The organism is Streptomyces sp. NPDC037203 (assembly GCF_055605065.1).
Map to the genome: position 1 here is coordinate 79,367 of NZ_JBVJUC010000017.1, position 13,376 is coordinate 92,742.

Here is a 13,376-nt window from a genome sequence, read left to right on the forward strand (position 1 = left end):
GTCACGTCACCGCGCGTGCAACCGACCCAAGGTGCCTGTGCGGGCGCACGTCGGCTCACGCGGCGGTCACCTCATCGCGTTCGACGAGGTGACCGCGCTCGAAGCGGGCGCCGGCGCGGACGAGGACGATGAGGTGAGGGGCGTTGACGGCTCGCCGCCGAGGCCGGAAGTCGGATGATTCGTGGTAGCCGCCCCTCACGGCGACCAGTTGGTGGCGGGGCTGCCCGTGACAAGCAGCGAGCTACACCGGCCGCCGGCACCTGGCCACGGTTCGCACCGCATTGGCTCGCTGCCGTGAGGTGGTCCGCGTCCTGCCCTCCGCCCACCGCGAGAGCTCACTAGCTGTCCTACGGCGACGCTGCACGGCGGACAAAGGCCGATCCTGGATCATCGACGGACACGACTTCCTCGCCCACTGGCTCGACGACCCCGGCACCGAACTGGTCGCGACACGGACGATCTACACCAGCGACGAGGCTCCGGCCCAGACCGCCACACGACTGCTCCGACTCGCCTGAGCGCCCTCAACGGCGCTGGCCTGTCGCGGCGTTCGGAAGGACCCTGCTGGGAGGGAGCCCGCCCCCTGCCGTACGCTTCGTATCCGTGTCGCTACTTACGGATGATGTGGATGGGGACGGCATCGACCTGAGCGCCGTGCCTCAGGCGGTGATCCTGGCCGGCGGCGTAGGGAGCAGGATGCAGCCGCTCACGCTGACCAGACCGAAAGCCATGGTCGAGGTGCACGGCACACCGATCCTGCGGCATCAGCTCGACTGGCTCGCCGAGTCGGGCGTGGAGCGGGTTGTCGTCTCCGCAGGCCACCAGGCACAGGCGATCAGCGACTACCTTCTCGCCTGCCGCCTGCCCGTTCGCACGGACGTGGTGGTCGAAAGGCGGCCCCTGGGCCGGGGCGGGGGGCTGAAGCTGGCCGCCGCTGCGCTGGCCTGGCCCGACCAGCCGTGGCTGGCGGTGTACGGGGACATCTGGACCCGGTTCCCGCTCACCGCGATGTTCGCCCACCACCATCGGCACGGCCTGCTGGCCACGGTCGCTCTTGCCCGCCCCTGGCTGCCCAGAGGCAGGGTCGACTGTGACGAACTGGGCCGGGTGACCGCCCTCGCCTCGCGGGCGCCCGCGCCGCTGCGCGTCAACGGCGGTGTCTTCGTCTTCGATCCCCGGGTGCGGCGGATGCTCCCGGACGAAGGCGACCATGAGACGTCGACCTTCCCCCGGCTGATCCGGACGCAGCAACTGATGGGTTACCCGGTGGACGATCCGTGGCGGCCCCTCAACACGCCACGCGATGTGTCCGACATCGAACACGAGATCGTCGCCCAGTCCCGTTCGCAGGAGCGGCGCGGGGAGAGGGTGTGATGACTCGCGCCGCAATCGCCGATACCTGCGACGGCGCCAGATCAAGCACACGATCCCCGAACCGCAGAACCAGCGGGGGCAACCGCCGGAGCCGTGGCAGCAGGGGCGGCCGGCCCACGGGCTCGTCTCGATTCGACTCTGGCCGCGCCCATGATCTGGGACGGACCTGCGTACTCGACGCCAGCACCAGTACCGGAGCAGCCCATCTCCCCTCGATGCTGCTCCGAGCATGCTTGGTCAACCGGTATGGGTCACCACGGCATCGACGAGCTCGGGCCAGAGTTCACGCGGGCGATCGTGGCCCATGTCGGGGACCAGCAGGAGTTCGGCGCCGGGCACCAGTTCCGCGGTACGTTTCCCGCCACTGGGGTCGATCAGCGTGTCGTCCAGGCCGTGAATCACCAGCGTCGGGACCCGCAGCTCACGCAGTGCATCCGCACGGGAACCGCTGAGGATCATCGCGCCCAGCTGCCGCCCGATTCCCTCCGGATAGTAGGCGCGGTCGTAGCTCGCGGCGGCCAGCTCACGCAGCACCGCGGCGTTGCCGTATCGCTTGGAGGCCCACACCAGTTCCCGCTCCGCCGCCGCGACGTATCCCTCGCGGTCCGCGGGCTTCGGACTGAACAGCACCGCCTCGGCCTCCGGGCTGGACTGGCCGTATTCGCTCTCGCCCGTCGAGGACATCATCGACGTCAAGGTCAGTACCCGCTCCGGGCAGGAGAGGGCCATCACCTGGGCGATCATCCCTCCCATCGAGGCACCGACCACGTGGGCGCGTTCGATACCGAGCGCGGTGAGCAGGCCGAGGCCGTCGCCCGCCATGTCGAGAAGCCGATAGGGAACCATGGCGAGGGCGGCGGGAATGTCTCCCGAGCTGACCGCGGTGATGAACTTGCCCATGTCCACAGGATGGTCGTCGAACTTGGTGGACCGCCCGCAGTCCCGGTTGTCGTACCGGATCACGTAACGGCCGCGGTCTGCCAGCGCTCGACAAAAGTCCTCGTGCCAGGCGAGCATCTGCGCGCCGAAACCCATCACCAGCAGGACTGGCGGGTCTCCAGGGTCGCCGAAACTCTCGTACGCGATGGACACCGCAGGGGACACGTCAACAATCGACATACACGGAGACTCCCATAGTCGCCCATTGGGTTCACCCGAAATATCGCCGGGTGACCTGCGCATACGGAGTCCTGGCAACGCGGCGGCTGATGCGGAGACGGCTGGCCCGCTCGCGTGGCTCGGCAGCACACAGGGCAAGCAGACGACGGACGATGCGCCGGGGCGGCCAGGACCTGGTCATCGGCGGCCCTCGATTTCAAGTGGCTTTGGGAGCAAACCGCCGAGAGAGCGCTGCACGGCGACCCGGCGGATCGTGCCGAAGCATGAGAGTTGCCCGTTGCCCCAACGGCTGTCTTTGAGGGCCCGGATGCGCGAGCCGCTCGCGGCGCAGTCGTTCATGTCCAGCGAGTCCGCGCGGCGCGAGCCGTCCAACAGAGCAGCACGGCGGTGGGCCCGCGTGGCGGACCGGTCAGATGGTCTTGACGGTGGTGCCCGCGCCTTCGAGTGCGGTGACCTCTTCGGCGGGTGCGGTGGTGTCGGTGACGAGGGTGTGCAGGAGGGTGGCGGGGCCGACGTGGGCGTAGGCGGTGCGGCCGAGTTTGGCGCCGTCGGTGGCGACGATGGTGCGGCGGGCCGAGGCGATGCCCGCCTTCTTCACCGCGGCGTCGTCGAGGTCGTAGGCGGTCAGGCCGTCGGCCGCGCTCAGTCCGCAGCAGCCGATGACGGCGGTGTCGAAGCGCAGGGCGGCCAGAGAGGCGAGGGTGAGGGGGCCGGTGAGGGCTCCCTCGGCGGCGCGGGGTTGCCCGCCGGGCACGACCAGCGTCGCCGGGCCGGGTGTCTCGCCGAGCAGGTGGATGGCCTGGAGGGACAGCGGCATCACGGTGACGGGCCGCTCGCGCAGGAGGCGGGCGACCTCCAGGCAGGTCGTGCCGCTGTCCAGCAGGACGCTCTCGCCGTCGGCGATGAGTGCGGACACCTCGGCCGCGATCCGGCGTTTGGCGTCGATGGCCTCGTGGGCGCGCAGCGCGAAGGGCGGTTCCTCGCCGCGGAGCAGCAGGGTGCGTGCCCCGCCGCGGACGCGTTCGAGAACACCCTGGGCGGCGAGGGTGTCGAGGTCACGGCGGATGGTCATCTCCGAGGCGCCGGTCAGCTCGGCGAGTTCCTGGACCGTGGCGCCGCCGGAGTCCCTGACGACCTTGGCGATCAATCCGTGCCGGTCTGCGTTGCTCATACGGCGATTGAACACCACCAGGAAGCAAACAAGCTGTTCGTTCATTACAGCGCCTTTCGAACACGACTGGTGTTCGTTACGGTGGGCGGCATGGAACGTTCGCTTCGAGCCGCCCGTGTGGCGACCTACGTCTACTTCGTCCTGTGCGGCACCTTGATGGGCACGTGGGTGGTGCACATCCCCGCCGTCGAGGACCGTGTGGGCATCAGCCACGCCACCCTCGGCGGCCTGCTGGTGCTGCTCGGGCTCGGAGCCTTCACCGGTATGCAGGTGGCCGGCCCCCTGACCGACCGCCTGGGTTCCCGCGTCGTGGTCCCCGCCAGCGGCATCCTGTGCGGCGCGGTCCTGGTCCTGCCCGGTCTCGCCCACGATCCGTGGACGCTGGCCGGTGCGCTGCTGGTCTTCGGGTTCTGCAACGGCTGCCTGGACGTGAGCATGAACGCCCACGCCGTGCACGTGGAGAAGGCGTACGGGCGGCCCGTCATGTCCGGCTTCCACGCCACGTTCTCCGTCGGCGGCGTCCTCGCCTCGCTCGTCGGTGCGGGCGCGGCCGGCGCGGGCCTGAACCCTGCCGCGGGCATGGCCGCCATGGGAGCCGTGGGCGTCGTGACCGCCCTGGCCTCGGCACGCGCCCTGCTGCCCGCCACCAAGAGCCCCGCCGCCGAGGGTCCCGCCGCCGACTCCGGCTCCGCTACCGGGCCCGACGCGGCACCGGCCGCCAGGCACCGCGGCACCAGGGGGCGGGTCTGGCTACTGGCCGCCCTGGCGCTGATGGTCATGCTGTGCGAGGGCGCCGCCAACGACTGGAGCGCCCTGCACCTCAAGGACATCCTCGGTGCATCCGCCGGCACGGCAGCCTTCGCGTACGGCACCTTCGCCGCGGCCATGACCCTCGGCCGGCTGCTCGCGGACCGCTTCGTCGCCCGGTTCGGCTCCATGGCGATCCTGTGCTACGGCGCGGCCACCGCCGCCGTCGGCATCACACTCGTCGCCCTGGGCCCCTGGATGTGGGCCGCGTTCACCGGCTGGGCACTGTTCGGGCTGGGCCTGTCGGGCTGCGTCCCGCAGCTGTTCAGTGCGGCCGGGCACGCCGACCCCGCGGCCGCCGGCGCGAACGTCTCCCGCGTCGCCGGACTCGGCTACGTCGGCATGCTCGCCGGCCCCGCCGTGATCGGCTGGCTGACCCACCTCGTCGCCCTCGACCACGCCTTCGTGCTGCTGACCCTGCTGTGCGTGACCACCACCGTGGGCGCCCGCGTCCTGCGCACCGGAGCCGACCACACCCGCCGGAGCAAGCTGGCAGCCGGCAGCCACTGACCGCTTGTGCGGCACGGACCTGACCCCGTGCCGCACAAGCCCCCGGCTCCCCTCGCCGTCGGCCAGTTTGCACCTGCGACGACACGACACGGCACGGCCGCCACTTCACCCGCACCCTCTGCGACCGCGACCACGACCGCGACCGCGACCGCGACCGCGACCACGACCGCGCCCACGCCGACCGCGCTCGTCAGGGAGCCGGTGCGCCTCCGCATTCCCCGCTCCGGGCCACCAGCATCAACGCCGGCGCTGTTCCGGTTCCTCGCCGGTCGCTGCCGGGGCGGTCTGGGCAAGGCCGGCGAGGAGCAGGTCGATCATGCGGCGGGCCTGGTAGTCGGGGAAGTTCTCCACTCCGATGCACAGGTTGCCGATGGCGAGCATGAAGTCGTAGGCCCGGACGTCGGAGCGCGTGTATCCAGCGGCGGCGGACGCCTTCAGCAGCTGGTCGAGCACGGGCATCAGGCGCTCGACGAACTCGTTGTGCAGGCTCTCGAATCCCGCTTGGTCCGAGTGCAGCGCCTCGGCGAGGCCGTGTTTGGTGACCAGGAAGTCGGCGAATCGGTGGACCCACTGCCGCAGGGCCTCGTACGGCGTGTCGGCGGTCGGCGCCGTGTCGATGGCGGCGGCGAGCGCGTCGACCTGATGCCGGAAGACGGCCACCACCAGCTCTGCCCGTGTGGGGAAGTGGCGGTAGATCGTGCCCATGCCGAGGCCCGACTCCGCGGCGATCTCCCGGACGGGAGCGTCGATCCCCAGGCGGACGAACACGGCCGCGGCCGCGTCCAGGAGCTTCTGCTCGTTGCGGCGTACGTCGGCTCGCTTACGTCCTGCGGATGCTGACGGCGTGTCGGCCGTGGACATCGTGCACACCTCCTGCTTGCAAAGCGGAGCGCCGCTCCGTATCGTAATCCGGAGCGGCGCTCCGGATTTTCATTTTGCCAGACGCCGCGCAGCAGGGGCCCACTGGGCCCGTCCGAGAAAGGCATTCGTCTCGTGAGCGACAACACCTCCGCCGACGTCGGCAACGGCTTCACCACCCCGGTCATATCGGTCAACCCGGTCTCGCTGGCCGCTCCCGACCGCGGTCAAGACCTGCAGGTACGGATCACGGCGCCGACAACCGGCGAAAACCTCCCCGTCGTCGTCTTCTCCCATGGCATGAGCCTGACCATGGACGACTACGTACCGCTGGTCGGCTACTGGGCCGCCCGCGGGTTCGTGGTCGTCCAGCCCACCCATCTCGACTCCCTCGGCCTCGCCCCCGAGGACCCGCGCTCCCCGCTCATCTGGCGCATCCGCACCGCCGACCTCACCGCCGTCCTCGACCAGCTCGACACGATCGAAGCCGCGGTGCCCGCGTTGGCCGGCCGCGTCGACCACGACCGCATCGCGGTTGCCGGACATTCCTGGGGCGCACAGACCGCCAGCACCCTCGCGGGGGCACGGGTCGTAGGCGCCGACGGCCTTCCCGGCGAGAGCATGGCCGACCCGCGGGTCAGTGCCGCCGTGCTGCTGTGCCTGCCCGGCACCGGCGGCGCCGACCTGAGCCCGCTCGCCACCCGGTATTTCCCGTTCATGAGCCCTGATTTCACCGAGCTGAAGACGCCCAGCCTCATGGTCGCCGGCGATCACGACCAGTCCCCGCTGACGGTACGGGGTCCGGACTGGTTCACCGACGGCTACCGGCTCAGTCCGGGTGCCACCGATCTGCTGACCCTGTTCGGGGCGGAACACGGACTCGGCGGCATCCAGGGAGCCAACGACACCCGCACCACCGACGAAAGCCCCGAGCGTATCGCGCTGGTACAGCAGGCCACTCTGGCTTATCTGCGTACGGCGCTGGGCCTCGACCAGGGCGCGTGGCCCGCCGCCCGTCGGGCACTGGCCGCGGCCGATGCCCCGCTGGGGAGCGTCGAATCGAAGTGACCAGCACCCCCGTGCCGACCGGCACGCCCAGTTTCGGAATCATGACGGCCCCGGCGCAGGTCGCCTACGACGACATCCTGCGGGTCTGGCGTGAAGCGGACGGCATCGAACAGATCGAGCACGCCTGGCTGTTCGACCACCTCATGCCGCTCGGTGGCGACCCGAACGGACCCACCTTCGAGGGCTGGACACTGCTGTCCGCACTCGCGGCCCAAACCGAGCGGTTGCGACTCGGAGTGATGGTCACCAGCAACAGGTTCCGGCCACCGGCCATGCTGGCCAAGATCGCCGCCACCGTCGATGCCGTCTCCGGCGGCCGGCTCGAATTCGGCATCGGCGCGGGCTCCCGCCCCGACGTGCCGCTGGCCCGGCGCGAGTACGCGGCTCACGGTCTGCCCTTCCACGATGCCGCCCACGCGGTCGGGAGCCTCGCCGAAGCGTGCACGATCATCCGCAGACTATGGACCGAGACCGCGCCGTTCGACTTCCAGGGCGACTACCACCAGTTGACGGGCGCGTTCTGCAGTCCCAAACCCCTCCAGCACCCCTACCCGCCGATCCTGATCGGCGGCCAGGCCACCCCGACGCTGCGCGTGGCCGCCAGGCACGCGGACCGGTGGAACATGCCCGGCGGCAGCATCGACAAGGCCGTCGAGCGCAACGCCACGCTGGACCGGCTGTGCGAGGAGATCGGCCGGAACCCGGCCGAGATCACTCGATCCATCGTCCTGCCCGTCTCGTACGACCGGCCCGACGGCACCCGCCGCACCATCCGCGCAGCCCTCAAAGGCGGGTTCAACCACATCGTGCTCGGTCTGGACGCGCCCTACCCGGCCGGCGTCGCCCGCTGGATCGCCGACACCGTCATCGACCCGCTGTCCGACACGACCACCACCCTCGAATCGGGGACTCACAGTTGACCAGGGCACACCGTCCTCGGGGCGGGCGGTAGGCCGTCGTTACGGATGTGGGCGGGTGTTGGCGGCGTTCGATGGGGCTGGCTGTCGTTCAGTTTTTCATCGACGAGGGGGGTACGGAGAAGGCGCGGGAGAAGGCGTACGAGAACGCGGCCGGGGAGGCGTAGCCGAGCAGCGCCGACACCTGCGTGACGGGCTTGTGGCGCAGTAGCGGGATGGCGGCGAGCAGTCTGGCTCTGGCCCGCCAGGCTGCGGGACTCAGGCCCGTCAGCTGCCGGAAGCGGCGTGTGAAGGCGCGTTCGCTCATCGAGGCGGCCCGTGCCCACACGGCGTTCGTCACCGCGATGTCCGGGCCGGCCAGATAGCTGCGGCACAGCTCGTCGAAGGGGGCCTCGTGCGGCAGGACGATGTGCAGGGGCACCTCGGTGAGCGTCGCCAGCTCGCAGAGGATCAGCGCGATGAGCGCGCTGTCGCGGTCGCGCGCCGTGTAACCGGCGTCGAGGTCGGCGGCGGCGAGGAGCAGTTCGCGCAGCAGCGGCGCCACCTCGACCACCCGGCAGGAGTGCGGCCACCACGGCACCGCCTCCGGCTCGATGTACAGGCTGGACGTGCGCACGTCCAGCATCCGCACCTGGTGGCGGGTTCCGGGCGGGATGAGCACGGCCCGCTCGCCCGGCACCGTCCAGGCCCCCTCGCCGGTCTCCACCAGCATCGTCCCGGTGGCTGCGTACAGGAACTGCGCACGCCGGTGCTCGTGCCAGGTCAGCAGGGTGCCGGGCGGGTAGTCGGTCGCGATCGGGAGCACCTCGGCGGGCAGGTGGTCCAGCTCGGCGAGCGAGACGTTGCGCATTCCATCAGCCTAGGGCCGAAACTCGAAAGTATCGGTTCTTCCTTCGATTGTCGGCACCTGGATCGCCCGCTGAACTTGACCGGGTGACTGTCGTACTCCTTCTCGCCATCGGCGTTCTGACCGGGCTGACCACCGTCCTCTTCGGGTTCGGCGGCGGCTTCGTCACCGTTCCGGTCGTCGTCTGGGCCGACGCCGCCGCAGGGCCGGCCGCCTCGACGGTCGCAGTGGCGACCTCCTCCCTCGTCATGGTCGTCAACGCGGCCGTCGCCACCGCCGCCACGCCGAGACCACTGCTGACCGGCCTGTGGCACCGCCTCCCGTTGCTGGCGCTGCTCGGCGCCGGAGGACTCGCCGGGGCCCTCGCGGCGGCGTTCGCACCGCCGAGGCTGATCACCTGGGGCTTCGTCCTCTACCTGGCCGCCACCCTCGTGGACGTACTCGTACGGCCGGGCTTCCTGCGCCCCGCGCACGACGGCCCGGCCGGGGACGGGACGATCGCCGTCCCCGCCGCGCTCGGCGTGCCGATCGGCTCGGTGGCCTCCTTCCTCGGCGTCGGCGGCAGCGTGCTGACGGTGCCGCTGCTGCGCCGCTCCGGGCTGCCGATGGCTGCCGCCACCGCGCTCGCCAATCCCCTGACCTTCTGCATCAGCGCCCCCGCCTGCGCAGTCTTCCTGACGACGGCTCCCGCGGGCACCGGTGCGCTGCTGCTCGCCGCCGGTTCGGTCGACCTCGGGGCCGTCGCGCTGCTCCTGCTGGGAGCCGTGCCCGTCGTCGTCCTGCTGCGCCGCAGGCCGCCCCGCATCGCAGACCGGGTCCACGCCCGGGGCTACATCACCTTGCTGGCCCTCGTTCTCACGGCCATGCTGTTCCGCCTCGCGTGATCTCCGCGACCCCGGTGGACAGCTGCCGCTTAGTTCGACTGGGTGGCCGATGTCCAGGTTCCTGCCTCTGCGCTCGGCCCACCAAGCGGTGAGGGTGGGCAATCGCAAGAAGCTCGGCTTCCGAGGCGGTCGGCCACCGGACTGCGACAAGGACGACTACAGGGCACGCCACACGGTGGAGTGCGGGGTCAACCGGCCGAAGCGGAACCGCGCTGTGGCCGCGAGATACGACAAACGCGCCGTCCGATAGACGAGGCGACCGTGCTGGTCGCAGCCCTCGACGAGTGGCTGTGACCAGCGTTTTCGGGACCGACTCTAGGTGTGGAACGTGGTGGTTGCTTCCAGGGCCGCCCGGCCGGTCGCGACCCGGTTTACCGGCGCGTTCTCGTCGGCGTAGCCGAAGGAGATACCCACGAGCAGCTTCCCCTCGTCCACTCCGAGTTGATCGCGGACGGTGTCGGCGTAGAAGCTGAGCAGGCCCTGCGGGCAACTGGCCACGCCGTGGGCGGTCATGGCCAGCAGCAGCGTCTGCAGGTAGGCGCCGGCGTCGGCGGCCAGTCGCGGCCCGCCGTCGCCGGTGACGAACAGGAACGCGGCATGGGGCGCCCCGTAGAAGCCCAGGCTTTCCGCGTCGTAGGCCGCGCGAGCCAGGTGGTCGTCGGGGCCGATGCCCAGCGCTCCGTACAGCTCGGCGCCGAACGCGGCCCGGCGTTCCCGTTGGACGGGGGCGTACATGTCCTCGGAGTACGGGTAGTCGGCCGTGACGCGTCGCTCGGCGTGCGCCGTTCGCAGGGCGTCGGCCAGACGGTCTCGCCGTGCGCCACCGACCACCTCGACCCGCCACGGCTGCGCGTTGGAATTGGACGGCGCGGTGCCGGCCAGCGAGAAGACCTCGCGCAGAGTGTCCCCGGGTACCGGGTCGGGACGGAATGCGCGGGTCGCGCGGCGCCCGCGGATCAACCGCTCGGCGTACTCCCACGTTCGCGTCCCGCCCGGCTGCGTCCCGCCGGTGGGCGCCTCGCTCGCGCGTGTGCGGGTGAAGACCGGTCCGCTCATCGAACTCTCCTCAGCATCACCAAAGTAAACGGAATCGTTTACCTGAAGTGGTGCTGACTATAGCCGGCAACCTCCTCCGAAGTAAACGAGAACGTATACTTACGTCATGACCACGATGACGACGGCGTCTCGACGGCCGGGGCGCGGAGGGCGGGAGCGCATCCTGGCCGCCGCGGCCGGACTGTTCGCGGCCCAGGGGATCAACGCGACCGGCATGGAGCAGATCGCGGAGCGGGCGCCGGTGTCCAAGCGCACCCTCTACGCGCACTTCCGGACCAAAGACGAGCTGGTCCTCGCCCACCTCGAGGACCTCTCGTCGACGGGGCGCACCCTGGAGGGCGTGCTGGCACGCGAGGACATCCCTGCCAAGGAGCGGATCCTCGCACTGTTCGACCCGCCCCCGACCGGCACGGATCCCGTGCGCGGATGCCCGTTCATCGACGCCGCCGTGGAGTTCCCCGACCCCCGGAACGCGGTCCACTCCTACGCCCGCGAACAGAAACTGCTGATGGTGCGGTTGGTGACCGACCTGGTAACGGAACTGGGCTGCCGCGAGCCCGCCGTCCTCGCCGAGCAACTCGTGACCCTCGCGGACGGCGCCGCCAGCCGCGCCATGGTGCTGGGCGAGTCGAACTACGGCCGGCACGCGCGGGCTGCCGCGGAAATCCTCCTGGAAAACGCGCTGCCGACCACGAACTGACAGGCCCCACCGGGTCGCTCGGTACGTCTGGCACCTGATGCAAAGATCCCGCCGCTCGACCGAGAGGAAGGCGGGACTTCCACAACAGGCCCTGGCCGGCGGGCCGCTGAGCATCCCCGCGGGCACGCCCCGCCGGGCCGCCGGCGCTCGCGGGGAGGGGCGGCGGATGTCGTCGGTGAACAAGGTGTCCTGCCGGGTGCCGGTGGCGGTTCCGCTCCGCCCGCCGCCTCACCCCTGGGCACCTCCCGATCGTCTTGACCGGACGCCACATCGGCCTTACTGTCCTTAGTTAGTAAGTCTACTAACTAACAAGGTTCGCGAAGCCGCATCCCGCAAGAGCCGTCAACCGGAGCAAACCCATGAAAGATGGGAGGGGAACAAACCGGATGAGGAGAGCTGTAGGAAAGACGGCACTCGTCACGGGCGACAACGGCGAAGGCCGAACTCGAGGCCCCGCTGATGGTGAAGTACCTCGGGGTCCACAAAGTAGAGGTCGGGGCGAGGCGGCTGGTCGACGGTGCCACCGACCCGAGCCTGTCCAGTGGCGTGTTCTATGCCAGCGCGGCCAACAGGGGCCACCGGTCCGTTGGCCGACCAAGCGCCCATCTTTTCCGATCTAGTCAACCCGTCATTTCAGGACGACGCCGGCGAGGCCATCCACCGCTTCATCAGGTGACGAGATCACCTGGAATCCTTGATTTCCAACACCTTGTTTGGGAGTGACATGACTAAGTCAGTACCTGCCACTTCCGGCGCCGAACCGGTGGACCGTCCCTCGAAGCGGCAACGGTTGATCGATGCCGCTGTTCAGCTGTTCCATCAGCAAGGAGTGGAGCGCACCACGCTTGCTGAGATCGCCGGTGCTGCCGACGTTCCGCCGGGCAACGTCTATTACTACTACAAGACCAGGGACGACATCATCAACGCTGTCGTCACTGCTCGGCTCGGGGCTCTCAACGACTTGTTCGCCGCCTTCGAGCAGGCCCATCACACCCCGGGCGCACGCCTGAAGGCGCTTTTCGAAGAACTGGCCGGTCAGGCGGAGCTGATATCCCTCTACGGCTGCCCGTTCGGAACGCTGTGCTCCGAGCTTGAGAAGCGGTCCAACGGAACTGATCATCACGCGGCCCAATTGATTCAGGCGCCGATCGACTGGGCTGAGCGGCAATTCCGGGAGCTGGGGTGCGCCAACCCTCGCGAGCTTGCCGTCCAGTTGATCGCCGCATATCAAGGGGCGGCCGTGCTCACACATTCCCTTGGCTCGCCCGACCTGATGAGACGTGAAGCTCGCCGTGTCGACCGCTGGGTTGATTCGCTCCGCAAGCAAGTAGTAGCCGATTCCGCAAATGAGTGCGTCGAGCCCTCGACTGTGAGTAAGGAGCCTTCCTATGACGACTGACCCGACGATCACCGACCGCGTAGCCGAAATGCACGCAGCTTCGGCCGCGCAACTGCCGAGCGAGGTGACCAGCGCCTTCGGCCGGGAACAAGCCGAGCTGGCCGCCGCCGGGCTACCGGCCGGGATCGCCGACGCCGGGACCGTGGTCGCCGACGCGGACGTTCTTGACCCGCACGGCGCCCCCAGCACCCTCTACGCCGTCACCGGCAACGCCACCGCGGTGCTGGTGTTCTACCGCGGAGTGTGGTGCCCGTACTGCAACATCGCCCTGTCCACCTACCAAGCCCAACTGCTGCCGCAACTGACCAAGCGCGGCGTCGCCCTGGTCGCGATCAGCCCACAGGCACCGGACGGGTCACTGAGCACGACCGAGAAGAACGACCTCGCCTACCCCGTCGTCTCCGACCCCGGCAACACCATCGCCAGCCAGCTCGGGATCCTCACCGCGCCCTCCGCCGAGGCCCGCGCGGCGCAGCTCCAGCTCGGCGTGGACATCACCGCGGTCAATGCGGATGCCACCACCACGCTGCCGATGCCGACCACGGCGATCCTCGACTCGGAGCACGTGCTGCGCTGGATCGACGTCCACCCCGACTACAGCACCCGCACCGAAACCCAGCAGATTCTCGATGCCCTCGACCAACTAGCTCTCTGAGCCCGGATCCG

The 13,376-nt window shown here is 69.8% G+C and carries 14 protein-coding genes and 1 pseudogene; 10 read left to right on the top strand and 5 right to left on the bottom strand.

Translation table 11 applies throughout. The features are described 5' to 3' along the window. Positions 1-281: 281 nt before the first annotated feature. The 3 genes and pseudogenes from ACZ7EC_RS31425 to ACZ7EC_RS31435 form a co-directional block, all read left to right on the top strand. Complete coding sequence (locus ACZ7EC_RS31425) at positions 282-518, top strand: hypothetical protein (protein ID WP_471068157.1); 237 nt, start codon at positions 282-284, stop codon at positions 516-518. Between the two features lie 148 nt (positions 519-666). Beyond that, a complete protein-coding gene (locus ACZ7EC_RS31430; RefSeq protein WP_471068240.1) occupies positions 667-1,374 on the top strand; it encodes a nucleotidyltransferase family protein in 708 nt (235 codons plus the stop codon). Between the two features lie 4 nt (positions 1,375-1,378). Then, positions 1,379-1,514: pseudogene (locus ACZ7EC_RS31435) on the top strand (IS5/IS1182 family transposase); the annotation flags it as partial. A gap of 97 nt (positions 1,515-1,611) precedes the next feature. Here ACZ7EC_RS31435 and ACZ7EC_RS31440 read toward each other — a convergent pair. Continuing rightward, positions 1,612-2,493, bottom strand: a complete 882-nt coding sequence (locus ACZ7EC_RS31440; protein ID WP_471068160.1) for an alpha/beta fold hydrolase — start codon at positions 2,491-2,493, stop codon at positions 1,612-1,614. Between the two features lie 409 nt (positions 2,494-2,902). Further along, positions 2,903-3,664: a DeoR/GlpR family DNA-binding transcription regulator gene (locus tag ACZ7EC_RS31445; protein ID WP_471068163.1), complete on the bottom strand. Its 762-nt coding sequence runs from the start codon at positions 3,662-3,664 to the stop codon at positions 2,903-2,905. A 90-nt stretch (positions 3,665-3,754) separates the two neighbouring features. Here ACZ7EC_RS31445 and ACZ7EC_RS31450 point away from each other — a divergent pair, with 90 nt between their 5' ends. After that, positions 3,755-4,981, top strand: a complete 1,227-nt coding sequence (locus ACZ7EC_RS31450) for an MFS transporter (RefSeq protein WP_471068166.1) — start codon at positions 3,755-3,757, stop codon at positions 4,979-4,981. Positions 4,982-5,218: 237 nt separating this feature from the next. Here ACZ7EC_RS31450 and ACZ7EC_RS31455 read toward each other — a convergent pair whose 3' ends face one another. Continuing rightward, the gene (locus tag ACZ7EC_RS31455; RefSeq protein WP_471068169.1) at positions 5,219-5,842 is read right to left on the bottom strand and encodes a TetR/AcrR family transcriptional regulator; all 624 of its coding nucleotides are present in this window, start codon (positions 5,840-5,842) and stop codon (positions 5,219-5,221) included. A gap of 132 nt (positions 5,843-5,974) precedes the next feature. Here ACZ7EC_RS31455 and ACZ7EC_RS31460 point away from each other — a divergent pair, with 132 nt between their 5' ends. Beyond that, a complete protein-coding gene (locus ACZ7EC_RS31460; protein WP_471068171.1) occupies positions 5,975-6,907 on the top strand; it encodes an alpha/beta hydrolase family protein in 933 nt (310 codons plus the stop codon). A 41-nt stretch (positions 6,908-6,948) separates the two neighbouring features. Next, positions 6,949-7,827, top strand: a complete 879-nt coding sequence (locus tag ACZ7EC_RS31465; protein WP_471068243.1) for an LLM class flavin-dependent oxidoreductase — start codon at positions 6,949-6,951, stop codon at positions 7,825-7,827. Positions 7,828-7,915: 88 nt separating this feature from the next. Here the strand turns inward: ACZ7EC_RS31465 and ACZ7EC_RS31470 are convergent, their stop codons facing one another. Continuing rightward, positions 7,916-8,674: an AraC family transcriptional regulator gene (locus ACZ7EC_RS31470; RefSeq protein WP_471068174.1), complete on the bottom strand. Its 759-nt coding sequence runs from the start codon at positions 8,672-8,674 to the stop codon at positions 7,916-7,918. Between the two features lie 83 nt (positions 8,675-8,757). Between ACZ7EC_RS31470 and ACZ7EC_RS31475 the strand changes: the two genes are divergently transcribed. Next, positions 8,758-9,555 (top strand): TSUP family transporter, encoded by a 798-nt coding sequence (locus ACZ7EC_RS31475; RefSeq protein ID WP_471068177.1) that lies wholly within the window; start codon positions 8,758-8,760, stop codon positions 9,553-9,555. A gap of 315 nt (positions 9,556-9,870) precedes the next feature. On the opposite strand, the gene ACZ7EC_RS31480 is transcribed toward ACZ7EC_RS31475, so the two are convergent. Continuing rightward, on the bottom strand, positions 9,871-10,611 hold the full coding sequence (locus ACZ7EC_RS31480) for a nitroreductase (RefSeq protein WP_471068179.1): 741 nt from the start codon (positions 10,609-10,611) through the stop codon (positions 9,871-9,873). Positions 10,612-10,717: 106 nt separating this feature from the next. On the opposite strand from ACZ7EC_RS31480, the gene ACZ7EC_RS31485 reads away from it, so the two are divergent. From ACZ7EC_RS31485 to ACZ7EC_RS31495, 3 genes are all read left to right on the top strand, one after another. Continuing rightward, complete coding sequence (locus ACZ7EC_RS31485; RefSeq protein ID WP_471068183.1) at positions 10,718-11,311, top strand: TetR/AcrR family transcriptional regulator; 594 nt, start codon at positions 10,718-10,720, stop codon at positions 11,309-11,311. 694 nt (positions 11,312-12,005) lie between these two features. Next, positions 12,006-12,710 carry a TetR/AcrR family transcriptional regulator gene (locus ACZ7EC_RS31490; RefSeq protein WP_471068186.1) on the top strand — a complete coding sequence of 235 codons (705 nt, stop codon included), beginning with the start codon at positions 12,006-12,008 and terminating at the stop codon, positions 12,708-12,710. Then, complete coding sequence (locus tag ACZ7EC_RS31495; RefSeq protein WP_471068190.1) at positions 12,700-13,365, top strand: peroxiredoxin-like family protein; 666 nt, start codon at positions 12,700-12,702, stop codon at positions 13,363-13,365. Before ACZ7EC_RS31490 ends, ACZ7EC_RS31495 begins: the two co-directional genes overlap by 11 nt. The last annotated feature ends 11 nt before the right edge of the window (positions 13,366-13,376 follow it).